Source organism: Vaccinium witches'-broom phytoplasma str. VAC (assembly GCF_000309405.1).
In the GTDB taxonomy this organism is placed as follows: domain Bacteria; phylum Bacillota_I; class Bacilli_A; order Acholeplasmatales; family Acholeplasmataceae; genus Phytoplasma.
Genome location: NZ_AKIN01000179.1, coordinates 1 through 632, shown reverse-complemented (window position 1 = coordinate 632; position 632 = coordinate 1). Strand labels below are relative to the sequence as shown.

Genomic DNA, 632 nt, shown 5'->3' with positions numbered 1-632 from the left:
ATAATTTCTTAAAAACATCAAAAAATAATTAATTTTATTTTTTTGTTTTTATTGGAATAAATCGATGTGGAGCGAATGATGGGAATCGAACCCACATCTCTAGCTTGGAAGGCTAGGGTAATAGCCATTATACGACATTCGCCTTTGTTTTAATGGTCGGGAAGACAGGATTTGAACCCGCGACCTCCTGGTCCCAAACCAGGCGCTCTACCAAGCTAAGCTACTTCCCGCTTCAAAATTGTATATTTAAAATTAAAATGGCACACTCAAGAGGACTCGAACCCCTAACCTTCTGATCCGTAGTCAGATGCTCTATCCAATTGAGCTATGAGTGCCTATATCAATTATTGAGCTATGAGTTGCTTTTTTAAGTGTTTTTTTTAAAATTGGTGACCCGTACGGGATTCGAACCCGTGAATGCATGCGTGAAAGGCATGTGAGTTAACCGTTTCTCCAACGGGCCATATTTGCATAATTTAAATCTTAAAAAATAGTGCGAAATAAAATAGTAAAAATAAGTTTTATTAACAAGAAATATTAATAGGATATTTTTAAATTAATTTCTTCTCAAAATGAATTAATTAATTTAAAATAACTTTTAATTTTCAACCGTTTAAGATTTTAATAATATT

At 33.1% G+C, this 632-nt stretch carries 4 tRNA genes; all 4 read right to left on the bottom strand.

The annotated features are described in order from the left end of the window. Window positions 1–67: 67 nt before the first annotated feature. Window positions 68–142 (bottom strand) — tRNA-Gly (locus RI68_RS02800). Between the two features lie 11 nt (window positions 143–153). Further along, window positions 154–230, bottom strand: a tRNA-Pro gene (locus tag RI68_RS02795). 28 nt (window positions 231–258) lie between these two features. Continuing rightward, window positions 259–335: transfer RNA gene (locus RI68_RS02790), tRNA-Arg, on the bottom strand. A 52-nt stretch (window positions 336–387) separates the two neighbouring features. Then, a tRNA-Glu gene (locus tag RI68_RS02785) sits at window positions 388–463 on the bottom strand. Between the last annotated feature and the right edge of the window lie 169 nt (window positions 464–632).